This is a genomic window from Nitrospirota bacterium (genome assembly GCA_016214855.1).
Taxonomy (GTDB): domain Bacteria; phylum Nitrospirota; class Thermodesulfovibrionia; order Thermodesulfovibrionales; family UBA6898; genus UBA6898.
In genome coordinates this window covers 599961-623462 of the sequence record JACRMT010000004.1, presented here as the reverse complement: position 1 = coordinate 623462, position 23502 = coordinate 599961, and the positions used below count along the sequence as shown (strand labels likewise).

The window sequence follows — 23502 nt, the reverse complement described above, 5'->3', positions numbered from 1 at the left end:
ACAAAGGAGGATTCAAGATGAAGAAGGTGATAATACTGATGGTGCTCAGTATGGCAGTGGTATTGACGGCCGGGGTATCGTGGTCAGAGGAGGGGGCCTGGTATGATGCAGCGGAGAACTGGATTGTGAGGGCGTATAGCTCGCCTGCAGGGGCAGACTATTCAGTGACGCTTGAGGTGCTGAGCACGGGGAATGTTCTGATAACGGACCCGATAATAGGGATGGCCACCAACCCGATACAGATCGTGGGTAATGCAGGAGGGCCTGATGTGAGCCTTGCGTTTGATGAAGGGACTGCAACGGCGTATGTGCTGTATACGATAGGCGGGGTAGTGACGCTTCAGGAGATGCCGGATATAATCAGGGCACATGGGGCGATAGCGGTAGTACCCAATCCGGTATTGTTTGGAAGTGTGGTAAAAGGGAATGGTAGTAATAAGACGGTGATGGTGAGCAACACGGGGAATATTCCGGTGAACATAACATTGATCGGGACGCCTGCAGTGCCGTTTAGTATCGTTGCGGCAGGGACGACCTGCGTGGTAGGGACACCGGTTGCGGTAGGGGGGAGCTGCAGCATAGTGGTGAGATTTGCACCGCCGGCAATAGCGACATACAACAGCAGCTTTGGGATAAACACAAGCGTAGGGAACGTCACGGTAAATCTGAACGGCAGCGGCGGGTATGGATTTGGGGCCGGATTTTAGCATTGGCAGCAGTAAACGATAAGAAAAACAGAGAAATCAGGAGGGTAATATGAAAAAAGGAGTTTTTAAAACAGGACGTTTAGCCGCAGCAATGGTCGGTGTTTTAGTATGTATTTTTTCTTTTTCTTTGTCTGCAGTTGCCTTAGGAGCCATAACGGTTCCTCTGCCGTCAGTAGATATCGTGGATGTAGATCTGCCCACAAACAGCATGATGATCTATGGTAAGGGCTTCATTGCTCCCTTGAGCCCGGGTGCCGGCATCGGAGGGCCGGCAGGAGCAGGAACACCGCCGCAGGTATTTCTTGGCGGGACTGCACTGGTGGTAACGGCATATAGCAGCACCCAGATAAACGCCACATTGCCGGAAGGCATAGCAGATGGAAGTTACCGTCTGATAGTGCAGGCAGCAAACAGCACCCAGTATGCCCTGTTTGAGGTGACGATCGGAGCAACAGGGCTGACCGGTCCGCAGGGGCCACAGGGAGTTCAGGGTCCGATAGGTCCAGTTGGTCTACAAGGACCGCAGGGAGTTCAAGGTTCGCAGGGAATTCAGGGGCCGGCCGGCCCGACAGGAGCATCAGGCACCAGTGTCTGGCCAACCTATTATACGGTGACCAATTCATTTTATTGTGCTGCGTTATCAGCTTGTCCAACGTCTGGTTACTTTGAGACTTATTGTAACGATCCATGGGATGAAATAATTTCAGCAAGCTATACGTTTAATGGAGTTCTGTCGAGCATGAAGGAATGGTCCGTAATCCAGCAGTCAACCGTCGTAGCAGCGAAAACGCAGTTTTGGGTAGACAATTGGGATTGGTTCGACACCACGACAACCGTAACCCTGAAATGCCTCGGACTAAGGGCGAAACCTTAGCGGATCTACAGTCTATCATTGTGTGACAGCAGGGGGAGCCGCAAGGCTCCTCTCTGCTTTTTTGAAAGTCCCGTATCATTTCGGGCCAGAAACCATCAGGCATATCTCTCCGCGTAACTACTCCTCTTCAAGAAGAAGCATGAACCGGGGCTCATACTTTTTGGTTCGGCCTATGCTGTGTTCCCGAGATATTCTTCTATATAAAAAAAGCGGCATGCGGTATGATACTAAAGAGCATTTTGTGACGGTAACATGCTTGAATAAAAGGACTTTTTGTTAAATTTGGGTTCAGGAGATCCTATGGTTATTCATAAAAAGGTATCAGTTTACCTTATTCTGCTGGCAGTCATTATCCCCCTTGTATTCATCTACAGAGCTACATCGCGCGGCCTTGAGGTCAACGGATATCAGGTGAAGAAGAAGGATCTGGTGATCAGCGTTACCGGCACATCAACCGGAACAGTCAAGGCTGACAAGGAAGTGAAGCTCTCTGCCCAGAGGGTCGGCAGGATCTCAATACTTCATGTTGAAGAGGGTTCGGTGGTTACCGCAGGCGGCAGAATTGCAGATCTCGAAGCAGAAGAGGTGCAGCAGAGGCTTTTGCTCGCCTCTGCTTCGATGCAGAGGATGAACGCTCAGCTCGATAGCCTGAAGCTTGGTCTGGCTTCATTCAAGGCTGATGTTGAGTCAAATATCAGTAAGGCAAAAGCGGTCCTTGATGAAGCAGAGGCACGGCTGCGACGCTTCCAGGAGCTCAAGGACAAAGGATTTGTCTCGCAGAGCGACCTTGATGCGGTGAAAAGGGAACATGACGTTGCAAAGGCTTCCTCAGTATCTGCCTTCGCTGCCCTGCAGCAGATACGGGCCCGGGAGGAAGAGATACGCGCCCAGGCAGCTGCGGTCGAACAGTCACAGAGAGAATACAATCTGGCAAAGATCATGCTCGACTACTCGTTCATCAGATCGCCTATTGCCGGTATCGTCACAACGCGGCCGGTGAAGATTGCAGAGACTGTTCCTGTCGGGGCTCTCATAGCGGCTGTGGTCTCAACGGATTCACTCTATATCGAGGCCTTTATCGACGAGGCTGATGCGGCAAAGGTTGCGATCGGGCAGCAGGTGAACGTCACGATGGACGCATATCCGGAGAAAGTGATGAAGGGAGAGGTCTACATGATTTCTCCGGTTGTATTGGGCAGCAAGCAGGAGGCACGCACATTTGAAGCAAGAGTAAGGCTCCTTGATAACTATGTGATAACAAAGCCGGGTATGTCGGCAGATGTCGAGGTGATAGTCAGCAAGAAGGATAATGTGCTGATCATTCCGTCCCAGGCGATCATCGAGAAGGGTGACGCGAAATATGTCTATGTCGGCAATGACAGCAAGGCAGTCCTGCACAAGATAAAAACAGGGCAGTTCAACTGGACGTTCACTGAGGTGACTGAAGGGCTGCAGGAGGGGGATATTGTTATAACCAATCCGGATATTCCTGATCTGAAGGACAAAACACGGATAAAGGTCCTTGTCACAGATAAATGATCGTTCTTAAGGATATACACCGGTCTTACGAACTTCCCAAGATCACGGTCGAGGTTTTGAAGGGGATCAACCTTGCGGCGGATCAGGGAGATTTCATTGCGATCATGGGACCCTCAGGCTCCGGCAAATCAACACTCCTCAATATTCTTGGCTGCCTGGACAGACCTACCTCAGGACGCTATCTTCTGGACAATGTTGATGTGTCTACCAAGAATGACAACGAGCTTGCAGAGATCAGAAACAGATCAATAGGTTTTGTCTTCCAGAGCTTTAACCTCCTGCCGCGTTTCCCGGCATGGAAGAATGTGGAACTGCCGCTCCTGTATGGTGGCGTCGAACCTGCCTTGCGCAAACAGAAGGCTGTCGAGATGCTCGGCCGCATGGGGCTTGAAGACCGCTCAGACCACAAACCGAGTGAGCTTTCAGGAGGTGAGCAGCAGCGTGTTGCGATAGCGCGTGCGCTGATCAACAGTCCGGTCATTATTCTTGCGGATGAGCCTACCGGTAACCTGGACAGCAAGGTCGGCAGGGAGATCATGGAGATCTTTGCGGAGTTGAATCGCGGGGGAGTTACGATCATCCTGGTGACCCATGAGCTGGAGATTGCGGGATATGCAAAAAGGACAATAACCATGCGGGACGGAGTGTGCTACAGTGGATGCTCGTGAGGTCCTGAGCCTATCGAAAGATGCATTGATGAGCAACAAGATGAGATCTCTGCTCACCATGCTCGGCGTGATAATCGGCGTTGCATCGGTGATCATGCTGGTTGCCATAGGCGCAGGTGCGAAGACATATATCCACCGTGAATTGGGCAACCTCGGCACGAATATCCTTATCGTTGTGCCGGGCAAGACATCTACCAAAGGAGGCATTCATCCTCCTACGGCAAGCACGGTCCGCAAGCTTGTGTACGACGATGCAATTATCATAAAGAAGCGGGCACGTCATGTCGCTGATGCAGTGCCACTGATCCTCGGCTCTTCAAAGATCAAGTATCTCAACCAGAGCAGGGACAATAACGTGGTCGGCTGCACAGAGACCTATTTCGACCTGAGGAACCTTTCGGTCGAATCAGGGAGATTCCTCAATAATGCCGACGTTGATTCCAAGAGAAAGGTCTGCATCCTCGGAAGGACCGTGAAGCGGGGCCTTTTTGGCGACAAGAATGCGCTTGGCGCTGTGGTGAGCATCGGCGACGGCAAATACCGTGTGATAGGCGTCATGGCAAAGAAGGGCGTTACGCTCGGCATTGATTTTGATGATATCGTCTTTATCCCCACCACAACAGCGCAGGAGCTTTTTGATACGGATACGCTCTTCAACATAACGATCAAGGTGAAGTCTTCAGCCGAGATCGAGCCTGCCATGGAAGAGATCCGCCAGATCCTGATGAAGCGGCACGCAAACAAAGAGGACTTTACGGTCATGAGCCAGGATGAGATGTTAGGCGTGATGAACAAGGTATTAGGGATCATGACTGCCGTGCTTGCAGGCATAGCAGCCATATCGCTGCTGGTGGGCGGCATCGGCATCATGAATATCATGCTGGTCTCTGTCCGTGAGCGGACGCGTGAGATTGGTATCAGAAAGGCGCTCGGCGCGAAGAACAAGGATATCCTTATCCAGTTCCTCGCAGAGTCTGTGACCCTGAGCCTTATCGGCGGACTTGGCGGCGTGCTCTTTGGCGGCATGGTATCGATAGGGTTTCAGTTATTCATACCGTATCTTCCGATGGAGATATCGTGGTGGTCGGTCCTGCTCGCCTTTTTCTTCTCTGCATCCGTAGGTGTATTTTTCGGCGTCTATCCTGCACGTAAGGCATCACTTTACGATCCTATTGTTGCCCTCAGATATGAATGACAAGACACTTACAGAGATAGCCGCATGGATGGATCAGGGCCTTTGGGGAAGGGATCTTGCCGTGCGATACACGTCTTTTGTGGATGATACGGTCGCGGGTATATTCAATGAACTGGCTGATGATTCAGATCTGCTTCTCGTTGCCACCGGTGGGTATGGCAGAAGAGAACTTGCACCGTTTTCAGATATTGATATCCTGTTTCTTGCCGGGGGGAAAAAAAATGCAGGTGCAGCGGAGAAAGTTCTCTACCGGCTCTGGGACGAAAAGCTCGATATCAGCCATGCCTTCAGAACGCTTGACGAGTGCGTTGAGGAGGCCTTCAGGGACATCAGGACCAGGACCGCGCTTCTTGAAACACGGTATCTGGCGGGCAGCAGGAGTCTCTACGCAAAATTTGAAAAAGAGGTTTATCCTGCTCTTGCTTACCGGAAGCAGAAGCAGTTTGTGGCAGAAAAACTGAAGGAACGGGAAAAGAGGCATGTCAGCACCGGTGATTCGATCTATCTGCTCGAACCGCATATCAAGGAGGGGGACGGCGGACTGAGAGATGTTCATGCCGTTCTCTGGCTGTCGCGGGTCGTGTTTCGCATAGCGGATCTCCAGGGCTTATCCGCTCTGCTGACCGGCCATGACCACAAGCGCTTTCTGGATGCCTATGACTTCATGATACAGGTGCGGTATTGTCTCCATGCTGAGAGCCGGCGTCAGAACGATATTCTTTCTTTCGAATATCAGCGGGCTGTGGCCTCCCGTCTGGGATTCCGCGATTCAGATAAATTCAGCGGCGCCGAGCGGATGATGCGTTACTACTACCTGAAGGGCAGGATCATCAGGGATGTATCACACGCTGTTATGGTCAGGTGCAGCAGGCAGTATACGCCGATCTTCAGGGACTTTACGAAGAGGAAGATCACCGATGATTTTTTATTGTCCGGGGGGAAGCTGATCGCCGGGAATGAAGCCGTATTTTCCGGACATTCCGAAAAGATCATGGAGGCTTTCTCTCATTTTTCGAAAATTGACAAGACCTTCAGCAACAGGCTGCGCGAGCAGATCCGGGAGAGCCTGCCCAGGATAAACGGGCGAACAAGAAGCATTGCGGCTGCGGTCCATTATTTCCGCGAGATCATGAAAAGCAGGCGTGTCTATGAAACGCTCAGGGAGATGCACGAGACCGGTGTGTTAGGCAGGTTCTTTCCTGAATTCGGCGCGTTGCGCTCGCTCGTAGTACATGAGGCATATCATATGTACACGGTAGACGAGCATACCCTTCTGGCGATACGGAATCTGGAGCGGCTCAGGACAACGACCGTGAGAAGTCTGGAGTCATTGAAAGAGATCGTCCTCGGCATGGAACAGCTTGATGTGCTTTTTCTTTCGATCCTTTTTCATGATATCGGCAAAGCAGTGGGCAGGCATCATGAAGAAGAGGGTTATAAAAGGCTCAAGTCCATTATGGAACGTCTGAATATGTCGTCAGACAAAAGGCTCAGGATCGAGTTCCTTGTCAGAAACCATGTGCTGATGTCGCGGATCGCCATGACCAGGGAGATCGATGACCCTGAGGTGATAGCCGGTTTTGCCGATGCTGTTGGCGACAGCGAGAACCTCAAGGCGATCTATCTCATTACGTATGCCGATATGTCTGCAGTGAATCCGCAGTTCTGGAATGTCTGGAAGGCCTCTCTGTTAGGGGGCCTGTATGAGAGGACCCTACGGCACCTGTCAGGTTCGGGTGCATTGACAAAACAGCATGATACGGCAGCCCTTTTCCCCGGAAATGCGGCCGTGCAGAAGGAGCTTTCCCGATTCGTTGCAGGTATGCCTGACCGGTATCTCCTTTCAACGACCGAGGCAAGGCTGAAAGAGGATTTTCTGCTCCATCAGAGAGCTGCGGCCCAGGGCGCGGCAGTGCGTATCGATGTCGTGCCGGACGGTATTGCCGAGGTTGTTATCTGCTCGTCTGATGCTCCCGGCCTCTTCTCGCGGATCGTAGGATTTCTCTCCATGAGAAGATTAAATATAGTTCATGGACGCATATATACTGGAAAGAACGGAATTGTTATTGATAAAATTGCAGTCTCGAACTGGAAAGATGTCTGGTGGGACGGGCTTGAGCGCGACATAGTTGCCGGTCTTGAAGATGCCGTGATGAAGAAGCAGGAGATATTGCTGGCCGGTCAGACCCGAGACGCACACGGGCTGTTCGATGCCTTTGTGGAGATCGACAATGAGTCTTCGGATCTGTACACGCTGATCGAGATTTTTTCACCGGACAGAATAGGGTTGCTGTACGATATATCGAGGATCTTTTATCAGAAAGGAGCAGGGGTTGTGTCTGCCCGCATCAATACAGAGGCAGGCCTTGCGCAGGACATTTTCTCTGTTCGTTCCGGAAACGGTAAGCTGGATCATGAGACTTCGCTTGAGATCCTGAGAGACCTATGGCTATTACTGAAAAATTGAAAAAATATTCACTGCTTATTGCAGTTCTTCTGATCACCCTTGCCATTGCATTGGTGCTCAGGGGACCCCATGTCTCAAATACGCTCAAAAAGGTGATCCTTCCCGAACTGGAACTTGCAACCGGGAAAAGGGTGATCGCCCAGAAGATCTATATCAATATCTTCCCGCTGTTCATAGAGGCAAAGGACCTCAAGGTCTTTGATGACGAAGGAACCAAGATCCTCCTTGCCAAAAGGGTCAAGGCTTATCTCGATATCTCGGGACTCTTCAGCAGGTCGCTTACTATCCGGAGGCTCGTGATCAGGGATCCGGTCATTGAGGCTTCGCAGGAGCAGGCTGAGACTATTGAAATGAACATCCGCAACTATCTTGCGAATACCCGAAAGGATAGTCTGAAGGTGAAGGTCGTTGCTTTGGAACTGCAGCGGGGCAAAGCAGATCTCAGTTCAGGGAGGCTCAAAACCGCTCTTGCCATCGACGGTCTGGGCGGAGAGGTTATTCTGAACGAAAGTCAGAGAGTCCGCATTGAGGCGAAGAGCGTTTCGGTCCACCGGGAGGGACTGCCGGCTTTCACGGGCGCCATCTCCGGACAGGCGACTGTCAAGGGGGATACGCTGACGATCAAAAAGCTTGCTCTCACTACCCATGGCTCGCAGGTAACGGCAGAGGGTACTGCCGGTCAGGGAGAAGCCTCCTTAAAGACCGCAGGTACTGTGCTGGTTTCATCGGTTAAGGAGATCTTCGGGCTGCAGAAGAGCGGCGAGGGTACGATCAAGGTGAACGGGGCAGTACATTACGCAAAGGATAATACGACCCTTGACCTTTCACTTGCAGGAAATTTTCACCTTGAAACCTTGATGGAACTCCTGGAGGTCCATGAAAAGCTGGAAGGTCTGGTTGAATTCAAGGGCGAGGTGAAGGGGCCGCTTCGGGATATCGTGGCCAGGGGCAACGCTGTCATGACCAGAGGCAACCTTTATCAGGTCGAGATCGACAGGGTTGCCTGCAAGATCCTCTATGAGAAGGGCACGATGAGTTTTTTTGACGGTGACGGCAAGCTTTATAACGGCAGGGCAAAGGCATCAGCCTCCATAGCATTGCCTGTTGTCAATCATTTTACTCTTGATATCGATTTTGCTGATGCGGACAGCAAACCTCTCTTCACGCTGATCGGCTGGGACCCCGGCGTGCCTGCCGGTAAAGTGAAGGGCACGCTTCACCACGCAGGCGAAAATTTCAGCCCGAAGGGGATCTTTGACTATGCAAGCGTCGAAGCCGGTAACGACATACTGGGACGCGTCAGGACCATGACAGGAAGCTATGACCTCGAAGGTGATCTGCTGGCACTTCGGGACCTTACGGTGAGGACCGGGAAGTCCGAGGCCCTTGCCGGCGGTATGGTAGATATCAAACATCAAACACTTGATCTGCCCGTGGTGATGACAACTGCCGACCTGCATGAGATAACCGCTCCATACTTTGAGCCTTTGAAGGGAGAGGGTGAGTTCAGAGGAAGAGTGACAGGGACCTTTGACGATCCCATGATCAGCGGCAGGGCTGCTGTCACAAAGTCGTCCATCGAGGGGTATCAGGCCGAGAGCATAACAGCAGACCTGGTGTACCGCAAGCATCTGCTTCAGGTGAAGGATCTGGCGGCAGGGGACAGAACCGGGCATGCCCGTGTTTCCGGAACGTTAGCCTTTAAAGATGCAAAGGAGCTCTTTGATATTGCAAGGCCGACATGGGGTCTTCGTGCCCAGCTGAAGAATATCGAGAGCGAAAAATTTGTAAAGATATTTTATCCTGCGTATTCAGGCAGCGGACGGTTCTCTGCGACAGCAAGACTGGAGGGCTTCGGGAAATTGCCCGAAATCACGGCCGCTGTATCCCTTGAATCGGCAACTGTTTTCGAGGTACCTATTCATGCATCGTCCTTTGATTTCAGATATGCAGCGTCCAAGATAGATTTCACCGGAGTGACGGTCAGACAGGGGGAGACTGTTGTTCGCGGAGACATGACCATCAATCCGGACGAGACATTTACCTATAAAGCATCGGCCGAAAGGATCAGGCTCAGTGATATCATCCAGCGGCCGCTCCAGGGAGAAGTGATAGCCACACTCACCTCTGAAGGCCACGGAGACTTTGATAACCCGACCATAACCCTTGATGCCAGGATGATCGATGGAACGCTCAAGGGAAAGCAGATCGGCAGGGGTGTGATCACCGCCTCGCTGAAGGATAAGAAATTTATTGCAACGGCAAAGCTCATCAATGACCGTATCAGTATCTCGGCCAGGGGCAGAACTGACGGTATCATGCCCTGGGAGGCTTCTGCCGATTTTCAGACAGGCAGGTATGATTTCCTGATAACGTCCCTGCTTAAGGACATCCCGGAAGATCTTATCCTGAACCTGAACGGGTCGGTATCCCTCCACGGCACACGTAATCATATTGAGGGTTCTGCATTGATCAGGCATGTTGTGCTTTCGATGTACGGGTACAGCTTTACGAACGAGGAGGAGATATCTCTTGATCTGAAGGACAGGGAGCTTTCCCTTGGCCGAATAGCACTGAGAAGCGGCAGTACGGTTTTCCGCGCCAACGGAAGTATTGCCTTTGGCAGAAGCTACAATATCGCGGTGGAGGGCAGTTCTGCGCTTTCTCCCTTTAAGAGTTTTTCGACCAGGCTTGGCCTCCTGAAGGGTGATGCTGTCTTCGTTATCGGTATAAGCGGCGACTGGGAAAACCCAAAGGTGAACGGCGGTATCAGTCTTGCTGACGGCGCTATCGGCCTGAAGGATTACCCGGCCTATCGCATCACTGACCTCAAAGGCTATCTGTATCTGGATAATGACAAGGTTGTGCTCCAGGACCTGCGCGGCAAACTGGGAGGCGGCGATCTGGACCTGTCCGGCGTTCTGTATTTGAAGAAATTCGTTTTTTCCCGGTTCTATGTGGAAGCGAAGATGCATAATATTACGAGCGTCATATCACCGGAGTTCTCGGTGAACTTCGGCGGCAGTCTTCTGTACAAGGGGACCGCTGTTTCGCAGATAGTTTCCGGCAACATTGACATCAACCGCGCCCGGTACAAGGAGCGTGTAGAATGGAAAAGCTGGCTGCTCCAGAAAAAAAGGACAGAAAAGGTCCGGGCGGATATTGCGAGTTATGAGAAGGCGAATCTGAACATCAGGATCGCCGGAAAGGACGATATATCGATCGACAATAATGTGGCGCGGGCCATGGTCAGTTCTGATATGGTTTTGCGGGGGACCCTGTATCGTCCGGTTCTGTTTGGAAGGCTGGAGACGAAGGATGGGACAGTTTACTTCAGGAATAATGAGTTCAAGATACTGCATGCCAGCGCCGATTTTTCAGATCCGAACCGGCTTGATCCGGTGATTGCCATAGCCGCCGAGACAACGGTCAAGGGATACCGGATCAAGATGAACCTTGAAGGACAGCTTGACCATTTCAACATGGCGCTTGTCTCGGATCCGCCGCTCAAGGAGATGGATGTACTTGCACTGCTGACGGTCGGACAGGCAGGGGGCGGCGTCAAAGGCTTTGAGGCAGGCATAGGCGCGGGCGAAGCAACATCTTTTGTGACGGGCAAGATGCAGGATGTGATCGAGGAGAGGGTGCGCTCGATAACCGGCCTTGACCGTTTTCAGATCGATCCTTATGTCTCAAAGACCACCGGAACGGTCGAGCCCAGGGTTACGGTATCCAAGCGCATGCTCGGGGACAAGTTATTTGTTACGTATACCAGTGCTCTGGGCAGCAAAGAAGAGCAGGTCGTCAAGCTCGAATATTTTATGAACAGCAATATCTCGCTGGTCGGCGTCCGCGATGAGCGGGGAATTGCAGGCGGAGATGTCCGGTTCAGATTTGAGTTTAAATAGGAGAAGACAGGTTGAGGCTTAGGTTAAGAATGGATGGGCAGGGAGAAAGGTTAAGGCCAAGGCTGAGGTTATGCCATAACTATGGGTTTATTCGACTTCTTTTTATTTTTTGTTTCAGTCTCAGCCTTAACCTTGGCCTGTCCTCTTTTTTTCTGTCCCATGCGGCTACGGCCGGCAAGATCGAGATCTATGGACTCCACTCTATCGAAAGAGAAGAGATGCTCGATATGCTCGGTTTGAGAGAAGGGGTTCCCCTTGATGCCGTGATCGTCAGGAATGCCATTAAACGGGCTTTTCGAAAGGGAGCCTTTGATGACATCTCCATTCATGCCGCTGATGGTGATCCATCCCTTGTGACCGTGCGGGTGAGAGAGAAAGATCGGATCCGGAAGGTTGAGGTGCAGGGGAACAATTCTCTTTCCACCGGAAAGATAAGGGAGCTGCTTTCAATGAAGGAGGGCGAGGTGATGCGCCACGACCTTCTTGAACAGGCTGCGGCTGAGCTCAAGGCGCACTTTGCCCTCCTCGGATTTCCTGAAGCGAAGATCAATGTCAGCGCATCCGGGGAAGGCACCTATGACCATGAAGTGATACTTACCGTTACGATCGACGCAGGTCCCCCTCTTGTTATAAGAGAGGTGAGGGTCACCGGCATGGATCTGGTTTCTCCGAATGACATCAGGGTATCTGCCGGCGATATCTACGACCAGGTCAGGATCAGAAAAGAGTTGCAGGCATTGAAGGAGCGTTTGAAAAAGGACGGTTATCTAAAGCCGGTCGTCGGCCCGTATGATTTTCAAAGCGGCATCCTTACCCTATCGATCGATCCGGGAAAGAAACTCCGGACCGTTATTGACGGCAATAGGGTGATATCGACCGGTCGTCTCGAAAAAGAGATGCCCTTTTTTGAAGGAGAGGTCTTCAATGACGAGGCGATTGATGAGGCTGTCAACAGGATGCTTTCTCTCTATCATAATGAGGGTTATTCCTTTGCCCAGATAGCGCCCGTGGTGCGGTCGGATCAGCGGCAGAGTGAGGTGACCTTTTTTGTGTTCGAAGGTATTCGGACAACAGTGAGAACCATCCAGTTCAGGGGGGCTTCGCTTCCTCCGGGCATACTGCAAAGTGTGCTTGAACTGAAAGAGGGCGGACCTTACAACCCCGACCTGAGACAGCGTGACAGGGATACGCTCAGGGAATACTACGCTGCACTGGGGTATCTTGAAGCCTCGGTCGGGGAGATAGAACTGCGGACTGACGAGGCCTCCGGCGAGATAACCCTGATCGTCCCCATAGACGAAGGCATGCTCACAACCATTGGGATGCTTGATATCAAGGGGGTTGAGCAGGCGGGAAAGGAAAAGATCCTTGCCCTCATCGCGCTCAGGCAGGGGCAGCCGTACAATGAGGTTGAGATATCCGATGCCCGCTTTCGTATCATCGACAGCTACGCCCGGGAGGGATATGCCAATATCGATGTTATGGTGCAGCGTACGATCGAGAACCACCGTGCCCAGGTTCTCTTTACTATTGCCGAGGGCAGGAGAAAGACGATCGGCAAGACCGTTGTGGCAGGCAACAGGCAGACACGGTATGGCGTGATCAGGAGAGAGATAGCCCATGCTGAGGACACCCCCTACAGCTTCAGCATACTTGCCCAGAAGCGGCAGAAGCTCTACAAGCTCGGCCTGTTTACCGACGTGGAGATAGAGGCGTCTGATGCCGACGGAGACCAGAAGGATCTCCTTGTCCGCGTTAAGGAAGGCAATGCCGGCACTTTTGAATTCGGACTCGGGTATGCCGAGTATGAACATTTCAGGAGCTTTTTCGAAATTGGATACAGAAATCTTTTTGGCCTCAACCGGCAGGGCCTGTTCAGAACTGAGCTCAGTTCACTTGACCGAAGGTTTATCCTTCAGTACAGCGAACCCTGGTTTCTGGGTACCTCCCTGCCGCTCAGGGTCTTATTGCTGCATGAGAACAAAAAAGAACTCACGATCCCTGACAGGGTGGTCCGATATCAGCTTCGGCGCGACACGGTCAATGTCGGCATCGAAAAAAAGCTGGCTGATTCTCTTAAGGGCGAGCTCTATTACGAGTTCTCGCTGGTAAAAACAACGGATGTACAGCCGGACGTAATCCTGAGCAGGGAGGATGTCGGGACCCTTGCGATCAGTTCCGTACGGTCTTCACTCTACTTTGATACGCGTGACAATCCCTTTGAACCGAAAAAAGGCCTGCTTACCGGAATAACGGTCAAGATTGCATCTCCGGTGCTTTTCTCAGAGACGCATTTTATCAAGGTGACCGCGTTTGCGAACCTGTTTCAGGAACTGCATAAGAGGGTGGTACTCGGTCTTTCGGCCCGGGGAGGCATTGCCTATGGATTCGGCAAAACGACGGAGCTTCCTATTGTTGAGCGGTATTTTCTTGGCGGCAGGTCATCTGTGCGGGGATATGACCAGGATACGCTCGGCCCGAAGGGAAGCGATGGAAACCCTACCGGAGGGAATTCCTTCGTCATGGGAAGCGTAGAGCTGAGAACTGACATCGGCAGGAACATCAGCATCGTGCCATTCTTTGACTTCGGCAATGTCTGGATCAATACCAATGACTTTTCTCCGACTGATATTAAATATACCGTGGGCGTTGGGCTGCGATATGCGACTCCTGTCGGACCGTTAAGGGTTGACTACGGATATAAGCTGAAGCGGGATGAGATCTGTCTGGACAGGACGGCTCCGCTGACGCCGCAGTGCTCTCCTGAAAGCCGGGGAGTGATCCATTTCAGCATCGGCCATGCGTTTTAAAGACCGTGAAGGCAGTAAGCTGTAGGCAGTAGGCACAGAAGAATTAGGAATGGGGGTAGACACTGGATGACTCGAAGGACAACAGCAGCGACAGGCAGAGGCATTACGAGAGGAGCTTTCTTTATTATTATCGGGCTTGCTGCTTACGGCATACTGCTTACCGGTATATCAGATGCCGCTATTCAGGACCGTGTCATTGCCTTTGTTGATGATCATGCCATCACCCTGAGCGAACTTGAAGAGAGTTATAAGGCTGCCAATGCCCTGTCCCGCATCGTAACGCACGAAGAAGTCCTTAATACCATGATCAACAGGGTGATCCTGTTGAAAGAGGCAAAAAAATACCGCATTGAGGCTCCGACGATCGACGAGGTGCTGAAGGAATATATAGACCTCAAGATCCGCGCCTTCATCAGGGTGAATGACGCTGATATAGAAAAATTCTATAACGCAAATCTCCTGAATTTCCAGGGCAAGGGCTATGAAGATGTGCGAGATGAGATCGATATGTTTCTTACGGAAAAACTCCTCAATGAGCGCCTGAAAGAGAGTCTGAATGATCTCAGGAAAAAGTCATACATCAGGATCTATCTTGATAAGGAATGATCTGATCGCATTCCCGCTATTTCCTGGCAATGCGTAACCGCAGGCAGATCATCAGCTGGTGTCTTTTTGATTTTGCGAATTCGAGCTATTCTGCTGTCATCGCTGCCGTTATATTTCCGGTATTCTATGTATCTGCCATTGTCGGTAATGCCTCAGGCCAGGGAGATGTCTGGTGGGGAAGGGCGATATCGCTCAGCATGGCATTTGTTGCCCTCACTTCTCCACTGCTCGGCGGCATTGCCGATTACAGCGGAAGGCGGAAGCGCCTTCTTTTTCTGTACACGGCAGCATCTGTCATTGCCATATCGTTCTTCCCAATTCTCAAAAAAGGGATGGTGCTTGAAGGTTTTGTTCTCGTACTCATCGCCAATATCGGCATGGAAGGGGGATTGGTCTTTTACAACTCCTTTCTGCCGGAGATCGCAGACAGGGAATACCAGGGCCGTGTATCTGCCTGGGGTTTTGGTGTCGGGTACAGCGGTTCGATCCTTTCCCTGCTTATCGCTCTGCCCCTTGTAAAGGCAGGCAGGTTCGGAGAGACATGGATCATGGTTGCGCTCTTCTTTGCTCTTTTTTCCCTGCCGGCTTTTATGTATCTCCCTGAAGATAAAAGAACAGGACTGTCAGTTGCCGGATCAGCGGCAAAAGGATGGACCTATTTCCTGTCGGTTATGCGCGAGATATTTAGCAGACGTGAAGTTCGAAAATTCATGCTTTCCTATCTGGTATATGAGGATGGCGTGAACACGGTCATTGTCTTTTCAAGCATCTTTGCAGCAACAACGCTCGGTTTTTCTTCGCTGGAACTGATAAGCCTTTATCTCATTGTCCAGGTCACGGCACTTTCCGGAGCATTTGTCATGGCAAGGCCTATCGACGTCTGGGGGCCGAAGAAGGTCGTGACCCTTTCCCTCATGCTCTGGTCTGCAGTTGCTGTTGCTGCCTATTTCATTGAAGCAAAGACGTATTTTTTCGTTCTTGCGTCTGTTGCGGGTCTGGGACTCGGCACGGTCCAGGCAGCAAGCAGGGCATTCTTCACCCAGTTCATACCTCCCGGCAGGGAAAGCGAGTATTTCGGGACCTACTCTCTTGTAGGGAAATCCTCTGCAGTGTTTGGTCCTCTCCTATTCGGCTCTATCTCTTCAACCTTCGGCAGCCAGCGGCCAGCGATCCTCGCTGTTTCGGTTTTTTTTGTGGGGGGTTTTTTTCTTTTGAGAACGGTTAAGGGTGGCGGCCCGAATATCGCGAGACGAGAAGACCCAAAAAAAGATTAGGCTGTAGCGCAAACCTTGCCGGTCAGTTCCCGCATCAGGCTCTGGACGCTGACGATCTTATCCACGCGCGATGCATTGGTACCAACAGTATAGAGAGGTTCTTCCTTATCGGCGTTATAGTTGGCTGAACTGAGCAGTCCGTTGCAGATGCAGAAATGGTGCTCATTGCTTGCTTTTGCAGGACAGATGCTGTATTTGCCTTCACTGTCCTTTTGCAATACATATCCCTTATCGCATTTCGGCTTGCGCAATTTTGAAAGGGCAGAGACATACATGGGAGACTGCTTGATGATCCTGAACGGAAGGCCGCAGGGTGAGCCCGGATCAAAGGCAACGATGATGTCTTCGTCCTGAGCAGCAACAACAGAGCTCTTATAGTCAGGAGACGCACTGCTCTCTTCGGTAGCGAGGAAACGGGTTCCCATCTGGACTCCATCAGCTCCCGCTTTCATATACCGGGCAATATCTTCATAGGTATAGATGCCGCCCGCAACTATGATAGGGAAGTCTCCATATTTTTTTGCAGCGTCCTTGACCGGCGGCAACAAGTTCTCCAGTTTGTTCGATTCAATATCGATCTGGTCCATCTTGAAACCAAGATGACCGCCTGCAAGCGGACCTTCCAGCACAACTGCATCAGGGCGGTACCCCAGTTTTTCCCATTTTTTGCAGATGATCTCGAGCGCCCGTGTTGATGAGACGATCGGTATCAGTGCTGTATCTTTCGGATTCTGTATGGCGGGGAGAGAGACAGGAAGGCCGGCGCCTGAAATGATCACATCAGCACCGGCATCGAGGGCTCCTTTGACCGAATCATTGTAGTCACGGGAAAGGGCGCACATGATGTTGATGCCGGCAAAACCGCCATTCGCTTTTGCCCGGGAAACTTCCTCATAAGCAGCCTCATACGAATTGAGTTTCTTGCCGGTCCGCTCTGATACGAGACGGTCAAGGCAGGCGCTCGAAACGATGCCTACGCCGCCTTCTTTTGCAACAGCAGCTGCAAGAGGAAAGAGGGACACGCCGACGCCCATACCGCCCTGAATGATAGGCACCGGTATGGTCTTCCCCTTTATCGTTAATGACGAAAGCGTGCTGGTCATGATGTCATTTATAATCGCGTATTACAGGAATTTTATCAAGTGATATTTTTTGACAAATGGAGAAGCGCAAAAAATCAGGCAAAGGCTTTTCATACCATCGGCAAATGTTTTAGAATACTAAACAAAACCAAGCAGCAGAAAGGATACGGCATGCTTTCTCCACGAGCACAGAAGATAAAACCATCACCGACCCTCGCTATTGATTCGAGGGCAAAGGCCATGAAGGCTTCAGGCGTTGACGTCATCAATTTCGGTGTCGGCGAACCTGACTTTGACACGCCTGACAACATAAAAGAGGCTGCCTGCAAGGCACTCAGGGACGGCTTTACGAAATATACTGCCGTGGGCGGCATTGACCCGCTCAAGGATGCGGTCATCGAGAAGTTCCAAAAGGACAATGGCCTTGCCTATAAACGGGAAGAGATCCTGGTGTCGTGCGGCGCTAAGCACAGTCTGTATAATATTGCGCAGGCTCTTTATGGTCCCGGCGATGAGGTGATCATCCCCTCACCGTACTGGGTCTCCTATCCCGACCAGGTGCTCCTGAACGATGCAAAGCCTGTCTTCGTGAAAACGCTTGAGTCGGATTCTTTTGTGCTGAGGTCCGAGGCGCTCGAAGCATGTATTACGAAGAATACGAAGGCATTGATCCTGAACTCGCCGTCAAATCCGACGGGCATGCTCTACGATAAAAAGGCTCTTGAGAGGATCGCAGAGCTTGCGGTCAAACATAATTTTTATGTTATATCCGATGAGATCTATGAAAAACTGGTGTATGACGACTTTGTGCATGTCAGCATAGCCTCGCTCAGCCCTGAGATCAAGGCAAAGACCATTGTGGTGAACGGCCTGTCGAAGTCTCATGCCATGACGGGCTGGAGGCTCGGTTACGCAGCAGGGCCTGCTGAGGTAATCAAGGCAATGACGAATATCCAGAGTCAGTCAACATCCAATCCTAACTCCATGACACAGAAGGCTGCAGTGGAAGCGCTGAAGGGCCCGCAGGACTTTATCGCGATCATGCGCGCAGAGTTTGACAGACGGAGAAGATTCGTTGTGGCTGAACTGAACACGATTCCCGGCATGAGTTGTATCATGCCGAACGGCGCTTTCTACGCGTTCCCGAACACGGCTAAGATCTACGGGGCACGGTTCAAAGACAAGGCGATCAATTCATCGACAGACCTCGCACTCTATTTCCTTGAAGAGGCACAGGTCGCACTGGTCCATGGCGAAGCCTTTGGTGACGATAACTATGTGAGGATCTCCTATGCAACGTCCATGGACGATATCAGGAAGGGACTTGAAAGGATCAGGAAGGCGTTGCAGAACCTTGAGACCAGGTAGGAGATGACAGATACGTTCAGGTCAGGCTTCATAGCGCTTATCGGCAGGCCGAATGTCGGGAAGTCGACCCTTTTGAACGCGGTCCTCGACCAAAAGATCGCGATCGTGGCGGACCGGCAGCAGACCACCCGGAACAAGATCCTGGGCATAAGGACCTTTGAGGACAGTCAGATGATATTTGTCGACACACCCGGCATCCACAGTCCCCGGCATGCTCTGGGAGAGTCCATGGTAAGGACCGCAGAAGAGGCCATGCAGGATATTGATGTTGTTGCATTTGTGACCGATGGAAACAAACCTGAAGAAGACCGCGCTGTTATGGCCCTGTTCCGGAGCCTGAAAACACCCGTCCTGTTCGTGCTGAACAAGGCTGACAGCAAAAGTCCTTCTGAGATCTCTGACATTATCCATGCGTATGGCGATCTTTTTACCTTCAATGCATTTCTCTCGATATCTGCGCTCAAGGTAAAAGGCATAGAGTTTTTGCTCGAAAAAATAAAGGGTCTCCTCCCCGAGGGGCCGAAGTACTATGACGATGATACGGTCACCGACCAGTATGAGAGGTTCATGGCTGCCGAGATCATCAGGGAGAAGGTCATCAAGAACACATCAGAGGAAGTTCCCCATGCGGTTGCTGTTGAGATCAGGGAATGGAAAGAAAAGAAGAAGGGCCTTGTCGGTATCAGTGCCGCAATTTACGTTGAACGGGAAGGCCAGAAGGGCATTATCATCGGAAAGAAGGGTGACATGCTCAAGACGATCGGCAGCCAGGCGCGCAGGGATATCGAGAAACTGATCGATTCAAAGGTGTTCCTTGAACTCTGGGTTAAAGTGAAGAAGGGCTGGCGTGATGATAAAAAAATGCTGCAGACGCTGGGGTATCGCTGATGTTCGTTGAAATGAAGGTTGAAGGTCTTCTCTTCGATCCGCGGAGCAATATGTACATACTGCTGCTCAAACAGACTGATGGCACAGGGACCCTTCCGATCTGGATCGGCAAACCAGAGGCGGATTCGATAGCGCTTGCCCTCGGCAAGGTCGCCACGCCCAGACCTCTTACGCATGACCTCATCAAGAATGTGATCGACGGCCTCAACGCCAAGGCTACCAAGGTCGTTATCACCGAGATCATCGATAATACGTTTTATGCGCTTATCCATATCGCTGATGGTCAGAGAGAGGCGCTGATCGATTCACGGCCGAGTGACGCGGTGGCGATCGCACTGCGGGTGAATGTGCCGATCTTTGTGGAGGAGTCTATCCTCGGTACAAAGACCGCTGATGAACTTGATGAATGGCTGAAGAACCTTAAGCCTGAAGACTTCGGCAATATCATGTGATGCTTCAGAGGACCGAGGGCATCGTACTCAGGACCATCCCGTATGGTGAAGCAGACCTCATTGCCACATACCTCACCAAAGACCTCGGCATCATCAAGGTGTTCGCAAAGAGCCCGCGAAAGACAAAAAGCAGGTTCGGCAGCAGTCTTGAACCCCTGACCTTCTCGCGCATTGCGTTCTGGGGAAAAGAGGACGCTGCCCTGCCCCGATTGACGCAGGCTGACATTGTCCATTCATTCATCACCTTGCGGGAATCTCTGCAGTGTTTTCTCCGCGTATCGGAACTTATTGAACAGACCATTCATCTTGTGCCCGAACGGGATACGAACTGGAATGTCTTTCCCCTGTTCATGAGAACGCTTGCGATCATGGAAACTGACTGTCAGAATCCCCTCATTGCCCTCTTTTACAAGCTTAAACTTCTCGATATTGCCGGCTTCCTGCCCGGGTTTCATATCTGCGGCCGATGCGGTGACAGAAGCAATGCCTTTCATCTGTCTCACGGGACCGTCTTATGCGTGAAATGCTCGGAAGATGAAGATGTCAGCAGCAGGCTTTCCCCGGGGGTTACGGCATTTTATTCGAGTCTGATGCGGTGGGAGATATCCAAACTGGATCGGCTAAAGCCTGACGAACGCATACTGAAGGAACTGGCGCTGCTCATTGACGAACACAGCAGATATGTTACGGAAAGGAACCTCAGATCACGGGAATTCAGGCGAGCTTAGTTATTCCAGGTTGCATTCAAAATGATAACAAGACGGCAAGTGAGGAAGTGACGCAGGCATACTGTTTGGTATGTTGAGGAGCTGACGACGAAGCCAACGCCGTTAGCGTTTGAATGCGACCTGGAATCAGACTTCCCTGCGTTTTTCGTCTTCTTCCTGATGCATCTTGCATTCGATGCACATTGTTGTTACCGGTCTTGCCTCAAGCCTCTTCACATCGATCTCAAGTCCGCAATCATCGCATATGCCGAAGGTGTTGCTGTCGATCCGTTCAAGAGCTTCTTCGATTTTTTTCAGGAGGCGTTGCTCTCTGCCGCGCAGGCGCAGCATGAAATTCGTGTCTGTCTCTGCAGATGCCTGGTCTCCCATATCAGGAAACGTGGTCTGTCCTGGAAGCTCATTAAGTGCCACCTCAGCTTCAGTGAGAAGTGCAGCTTTCTGCTGAATAAGGATGTTTCTTATTTTTTGAAACTTTGAACTGCTCGATTTTTTCGGTGGCAATTTATTTGCCGCGACTTTGCCTGCCTGCAGCGACCTCGACATCGCTCTGGCCGGCTGTTCGGCTTTTTTTGCCGGTTTTTTTGCTGTCGTTACTTTTTTTGCCGGCGCAGCTTTTTTTGTGGTATGTGAGGACTGCGGTTTTGTTTTGGCCACAGTCTTATTGCTGCTTTTTTTCGTTGGCATAATTGCTCCCGTAATTATTTTCATTAGACTAACAGAACATTTTCTGTTGCGTCAAGACAGTTGAGAGAAGAAGATGGAAAATGGAAAATTGCTCAGAAGACCATACCGGTTATTCGCAGTTTTCTCGGGCCTTGATGAACGAGATAAGAGCTTCTCTGCTCTGGTCATCAATATCAATGAATTTGACGCCGACACCACAGTCCTCTTCACGAGGAGCATTGAGTTCTACATGGACGATCTCTCCCTTTATCCTGACCGGATGGGGGAGTTCAGGTACGTGGAGCTGAAGCTCTGCAACTTCGCCAAGCTCATGATGCCGCTTTGTTTTAATGAACATGCCCCGCCTGCTCACGTTCTTGGTGTATTCGTCAATGAACTCATTAAAAGTCATGTAGGAAACCCTTAATGAAACAGGACAACGTTTTTCAGTCCTCTTATCCATAGTGGTAAGATCATCGTCGCGACGGGACCTGACGGTTATCAGCGATCCACAGGAAGAACAGGGGACCTCGGGAAAAGGGTTCTGCTCAAGATAGGTTTCGCTGAGAAATTCTTTACACTGGGGGCATTGAGGCATCTTCCTGGCATAGGCCTTATCGGTGCTGCCGGTGCCGACCTGCCGCGCAAATGTTTCAAAATCATCAGACATTGTCTATTATAGGTGAATGCGAAAATAATATTCAATAATATTCATTTTATCTTCAAAATCTCATGGTAAAATCAGATCAAATAAAGCACATGACAGTGCACGATAAAGGAGGATGTAATGAAAAAGATGGTATTTGTTGTTCTTATGGTGGTTCTGGCATTTGGTGTCGCGATCGCAAAAGACTATGAAGTGAAAAAGAAGGCCGGAGATTTTGATGTTGAGGTGAGGATCGATAAGAACCCGCCTGTTGTGGGTGACAATAATATTGCTATTGAGATAAAAGACGCCTCTGGAAAGGACGTCTCAGACGTAAAGGTGATTGTTGATTATTCCATGCCGGCCATGCCGGGAATGCCAGCCATGAATTACAAGACAGACGCGGAACTCAAGGGAAAAGTGTACAAGGCTGTGATGAACTTATCCATGTCCGGCCCCTGGAATATTGCGGTCAAGATCACTAAGGCAGGCAAGACATCTACTGCAAAATTTACCGTAGATGCGAAATAGACAGGTCTGAGAGTCGATATATGCGCGACAAACCGGGTAGTGCAGAGGGATTGCATTACCCGGTTTATATGCTGTTTTTTTCGCTCCTTTTTCTGAATGAAATGATCATCGATACGGCACCTGATAAGAGCGGCCTTGCCGTGATTTTGCAGGCACGAAGATAACTGCCCTGCCTCCTAATTCAACTTCAGGACATACACCTCGTTAAAGGTGTAAGGAAAAAGCTTTCTGCAACTGCGCTAACCCAACAGTCGCCCTTCCAGCTTATGCCCTCCGGCATACCATGCCGGATATGATCGGTTCTGAAGAACTCACTTTATCGGTAATATCCGACGCCCAAGCTCATCGTCCTGCGTACCCCCATGTCGATTATTGTATGTCGCCGCTTGTTTAAGGGGGAAGAATGTGAGAAAATGGAACTATTCCGAGATGAGGGCAGGAGATATGCGGAGAAACCCGGATATGCTGGAACAATAATAGGTACTGAAAGGAGGTGAGCAGCAAGTATTGAGAGGGCATAGGAGGCAGGGGAATATCGTATAAAAGTCAGAATTCAAAAAAAGGAGGCGTCATGAAATCCTTAAAAATTGCTTTAATGGTTATAGCAGTGTCTTTGCTTTTCGCGTCTTTTATGAGGGCAGAAGAAGGGAAGACGGAGCATATTATGGTCACTACATCCGACCTTAAGTGGACAGATGCTCCATCCGTGGCTTCAGGTGCAAAGATGGTCATTATCGAAGGCGTTCTGAAAGAGGCTGCTCCCTTTACCTTACGGCTTAAGCTCCCTGCAGGCACAAAGCTTCCGCTCCATACGCATCCTGCTGTTGAACGCGTGACAGTTATCTCAGGCACCCTTTATCTCGGGATAGGCGAGAAGACTGAGCCGAAAAACGCAAAGGGGCTCGGAGCAGGGAGTGTGGCCATAATGCCTGCCGGAACCAAGATGTTTGCATTTACAAAAAAAGAGACGGTTATCCAGCTCCATGGCACGGGCCCATGGGGCATTCATTATGTAAATTCCGAGGAGGCCCCGAAGATGAAATAGCAGCAGGGGTTTTTCATGAAACAGGTTCATAGGTTGCCTAAGGTGAGATGA

Annotated in this window: 19 protein-coding genes; 16 read left to right on the top strand and 3 right to left on the bottom strand. The window is 50.9% G+C overall.

The genetic code is table 11. The features are described from left to right. The first annotated feature begins 17 nt into the window (after positions 1 to 17). From HZB62_05135 to HZB62_05090, 10 genes are all read left to right on the top strand, one after another. The gene (locus HZB62_05135) at positions 18 to 707 is read left to right on the top strand and encodes a hypothetical protein (GenBank protein MBI5074536.1); all 690 of its coding nucleotides are present in this window, start codon (positions 18 to 20) and stop codon (positions 705 to 707) included. A gap of 49 nt (positions 708 to 756) precedes the next feature. Next, entirely contained in the window at positions 757 to 1581 is an 825-nt protein-coding gene (locus tag HZB62_05130; protein MBI5074535.1) for a collagen-like protein, read from the top strand. 300 nt (positions 1582 to 1881) lie between these two features. Further along, entirely contained in the window at positions 1882 to 3120 is a 1239-nt protein-coding gene (locus tag HZB62_05125; GenBank protein ID MBI5074534.1) for an efflux RND transporter periplasmic adaptor subunit, read from the top strand. Next, on the top strand, positions 3117 to 3788 hold the full coding sequence (locus HZB62_05120) for an ABC transporter ATP-binding protein (GenBank protein ID MBI5074533.1): 672 nt from the start codon (positions 3117 to 3119) through the stop codon (positions 3786 to 3788). The genes HZB62_05125 and HZB62_05120 overlap by 4 nt, the downstream gene beginning before the upstream one ends. Positions 3789 to 3816: 28 nt before the next feature. Continuing rightward, a complete protein-coding gene (locus HZB62_05115; GenBank protein MBI5074532.1) occupies positions 3817 to 4983 on the top strand; it encodes an ABC transporter permease in 1167 nt (388 codons plus the stop codon). Further along, the gene (gene glnD / locus HZB62_05110; protein MBI5074531.1) at positions 4976 to 7450 is read left to right on the top strand and encodes a [protein-PII] uridylyltransferase; all 2475 of its coding nucleotides are present in this window, start codon (positions 4976 to 4978) and stop codon (positions 7448 to 7450) included. The genes HZB62_05115 and glnD overlap by 8 nt, the downstream gene beginning before the upstream one ends. Further along, complete coding sequence (locus HZB62_05105; GenBank protein MBI5074530.1) at positions 7429 to 11358, top strand: translocation/assembly module TamB domain-containing protein; 3930 nt, start codon at positions 7429 to 7431, stop codon at positions 11356 to 11358. The genes glnD and HZB62_05105 overlap by 22 nt, the downstream gene beginning before the upstream one ends. Before the next feature lie 11 nt (positions 11359 to 11369). Continuing rightward, positions 11370 to 14168, top strand: coding sequence for an outer membrane protein assembly factor BamA (gene bamA / locus HZB62_05100; GenBank protein ID MBI5074529.1), 2799 nt, complete (start codon positions 11370 to 11372; stop codon positions 14166 to 14168). 66 nt (positions 14169 to 14234) lie between these two features. Beyond that, the gene (locus HZB62_05095; protein ID MBI5074528.1) at positions 14235 to 14774 is read left to right on the top strand and encodes a SurA N-terminal domain-containing protein; all 540 of its coding nucleotides are present in this window, start codon (positions 14235 to 14237) and stop codon (positions 14772 to 14774) included. Positions 14775 to 14803: 29 nt separating this feature from the next. Continuing rightward, entirely contained in the window at positions 14804 to 16048 is a 1245-nt protein-coding gene (locus HZB62_05090) for an MFS transporter (GenBank protein ID MBI5074527.1), read from the top strand. Here the strand turns inward: HZB62_05090 and HZB62_05085 are convergent. Then, a complete protein-coding gene (locus HZB62_05085; protein ID MBI5074526.1) occupies positions 16045 to 17151 on the bottom strand; it encodes a nitronate monooxygenase in 1107 nt (368 codons plus the stop codon). The genes HZB62_05090 and HZB62_05085 overlap by 4 nt on opposite strands. A gap of 150 nt (positions 17152 to 17301) precedes the next feature. Here HZB62_05085 and HZB62_05080 point away from each other — a divergent pair, with 150 nt between their 5' ends. From HZB62_05080 to recO, 4 genes are read left to right on the top strand one after another with little or no spacing between them, the layout of a single operon-like run. Then, the gene (locus HZB62_05080; GenBank protein ID MBI5074525.1) at positions 17302 to 18498 is read left to right on the top strand and encodes a pyridoxal phosphate-dependent aminotransferase; all 1197 of its coding nucleotides are present in this window, start codon (positions 17302 to 17304) and stop codon (positions 18496 to 18498) included. A gap of 3 nt (positions 18499 to 18501) precedes the next feature. Next, entirely contained in the window at positions 18502 to 19386 is an 885-nt protein-coding gene (gene era, locus HZB62_05075; GenBank protein MBI5074524.1) for a GTPase Era, read from the top strand. Then, entirely contained in the window at positions 19386 to 19838 is a 453-nt protein-coding gene (locus tag HZB62_05070; protein ID MBI5074523.1) for a bifunctional nuclease family protein, read from the top strand. Before era ends, HZB62_05070 begins: the two co-directional genes overlap by 1 nt. After that, positions 19835 to 20566, top strand: a complete 732-nt coding sequence (gene recO / locus HZB62_05065) for a DNA repair protein RecO (GenBank protein MBI5074522.1) — start codon at positions 19835 to 19837, stop codon at positions 20564 to 20566. Before HZB62_05070 ends, recO begins: the two co-directional genes overlap by 4 nt. A gap of 126 nt (positions 20567 to 20692) precedes the next feature. On the opposite strand, the gene dksA is transcribed toward recO, so the two are convergent. Continuing rightward, a complete protein-coding gene (gene dksA / locus HZB62_05060; GenBank protein MBI5074521.1) occupies positions 20693 to 21109 on the bottom strand; it encodes an RNA polymerase-binding protein DksA in 417 nt (138 codons plus the stop codon). 250 nt (positions 21110 to 21359) lie between these two features. Continuing rightward, complete coding sequence (locus HZB62_05055; GenBank protein ID MBI5074520.1) at positions 21360 to 21899, bottom strand: TIGR02266 family protein; 540 nt, start codon at positions 21897 to 21899, stop codon at positions 21360 to 21362. A 117-nt stretch (positions 21900 to 22016) separates the two neighbouring features. Between HZB62_05055 and HZB62_05050 the strand changes: the two genes are divergently transcribed. Together HZB62_05050 and HZB62_05045 are read left to right on the top strand one after the other, a co-directional pair. Next, a complete protein-coding gene (locus tag HZB62_05050) occupies positions 22017 to 22406 on the top strand; it encodes a FixH family protein (GenBank protein MBI5074519.1) in 390 nt (129 codons plus the stop codon). Positions 22407 to 22977: 571 nt separating this feature from the next. Then, the gene (locus tag HZB62_05045) at positions 22978 to 23451 is read left to right on the top strand and encodes a cupin domain-containing protein (GenBank protein MBI5074518.1); all 474 of its coding nucleotides are present in this window, start codon (positions 22978 to 22980) and stop codon (positions 23449 to 23451) included. Positions 23452 to 23502 lie beyond the last annotated feature (51 nt).

What these genes read in the sequence shown, in the direction of transcription:
- HZB62_05135 (MBI5074536.1), top strand. Translation starts at nt 18, where the DNA reads ATGAAGAAGGTGATAATACTGATGGTGCTCAGTATGGCAGTGGTATTG.
- HZB62_05130 (MBI5074535.1), top strand. Translation starts at nt 757, where the DNA reads ATGAAAAAAGGAGTTTTTAAAACAGGACGTTTAGCCGCAGCAATGGTC.
- HZB62_05125 (MBI5074534.1), top strand. Translation starts at nt 1,882, where the DNA reads ATGGTTATTCATAAAAAGGTATCAGTTTACCTTATTCTGCTGGCAGTC.
- HZB62_05120 (MBI5074533.1), top strand. Translation starts at nt 3,117, where the DNA reads ATGATCGTTCTTAAGGATATACACCGGTCTTACGAACTTCCCAAGATC.
- HZB62_05115 (MBI5074532.1), top strand. Translation starts at nt 3,817, where the DNA reads ATGAGCAACAAGATGAGATCTCTGCTCACCATGCTCGGCGTGATAATC.
- glnD (MBI5074531.1), top strand. Translation starts at nt 4,976, where the DNA reads ATGAATGACAAGACACTTACAGAGATAGCCGCATGGATGGATCAGGGC.
- HZB62_05105 (MBI5074530.1), top strand. Translation starts at nt 7,429, where the DNA reads ATGGCTATTACTGAAAAATTGAAAAAATATTCACTGCTTATTGCAGTT.
- HZB62_05095 (MBI5074528.1), top strand. Translation starts at nt 14,235, where the DNA reads ATGACTCGAAGGACAACAGCAGCGACAGGCAGAGGCATTACGAGAGGA.
- HZB62_05090 (MBI5074527.1), top strand. Translation starts at nt 14,804, where the DNA reads ATGCGTAACCGCAGGCAGATCATCAGCTGGTGTCTTTTTGATTTTGCG.
- HZB62_05085 (MBI5074526.1), bottom strand. Translation starts at nt 17,151, where the DNA reads ATGACCAGCACGCTTTCGTCATTAACGATAAAGGGGAAGACCATACCG.
- HZB62_05080 (MBI5074525.1), top strand. Translation starts at nt 17,302, where the DNA reads ATGCTTTCTCCACGAGCACAGAAGATAAAACCATCACCGACCCTCGCT.
- era (MBI5074524.1), top strand. Translation starts at nt 18,502, where the DNA reads ATGACAGATACGTTCAGGTCAGGCTTCATAGCGCTTATCGGCAGGCCG.
- HZB62_05070 (MBI5074523.1), top strand. Translation starts at nt 19,386, where the DNA reads ATGTTCGTTGAAATGAAGGTTGAAGGTCTTCTCTTCGATCCGCGGAGC.
- dksA (MBI5074521.1), bottom strand. Translation starts at nt 21,109, where the DNA reads ATGTCGAGGTCGCTGCAGGCAGGCAAAGTCGCGGCAAATAAATTGCCA.
- HZB62_05055 (MBI5074520.1), bottom strand. Translation starts at nt 21,899, where the DNA reads ATGTCTGATGATTTTGAAACATTTGCGCGGCAGGTCGGCACCGGCAGC.
- HZB62_05050 (MBI5074519.1), top strand. Translation starts at nt 22,017, where the DNA reads ATGAAAAAGATGGTATTTGTTGTTCTTATGGTGGTTCTGGCATTTGGT.
- HZB62_05045 (MBI5074518.1), top strand. Translation starts at nt 22,978, where the DNA reads ATGAAATCCTTAAAAATTGCTTTAATGGTTATAGCAGTGTCTTTGCTT.